Below are 353 nucleotides of genomic sequence, written 5' to 3'. Positions count from 1 at the left end.
TGAATCAGGAGAGCAGATTACCCCCTGGATCTGATTTCAGGCGTTGGGTGTGGATCACTATTGCACCGTTCGTGACAGCGATACTGGATCGGTTGCTACATCACTCAACCACGCTGAATATCAAAGGAGAGAGTTACCGGTTAAAAGAGAAACGTAAAGCTGGAGTGCTGACCAAAAACACAACGCCAATCAGTGATGATGAAATGGTGCAAAGCGGACAGCATCAGTAACGAAAGTATTTAGCGGGCATGAAAATGGCAAATAGGGGATGCGGATGATTTCCTGGACTCTCAGGAGATAAAACATGTTTACTGAAGAAGAAAAAATCCGCGCCATTGAGCTTTATTTCAAAT

Annotated in this window: 1 protein-coding gene; it reads left to right on the top strand. The window is 44.5% G+C overall.

Going from position 1 to position 353, the window contains the following annotated elements; translation table 11 throughout:
- Window positions 1-230: ATP-binding protein (locus tag BEA93_RS24805; RefSeq protein WP_236942915.1), on the top strand; the 230-nt coding region annotated here is incomplete at its 5' end.
- Between the last annotated feature and the right edge of the window lie 123 nt (window positions 231-353).

The organism is Escherichia sp. MOD1-EC5950 (assembly GCF_002965345.1).
In the GTDB taxonomy this organism is placed as follows: Bacteria; Pseudomonadota; Gammaproteobacteria; order Enterobacterales; family Enterobacteriaceae; genus Escherichia; species Escherichia marmotae.
Note: the sequence above shows the minus strand (reverse complement) of the source record. Positions and strands in the feature narration are given on the sequence as shown.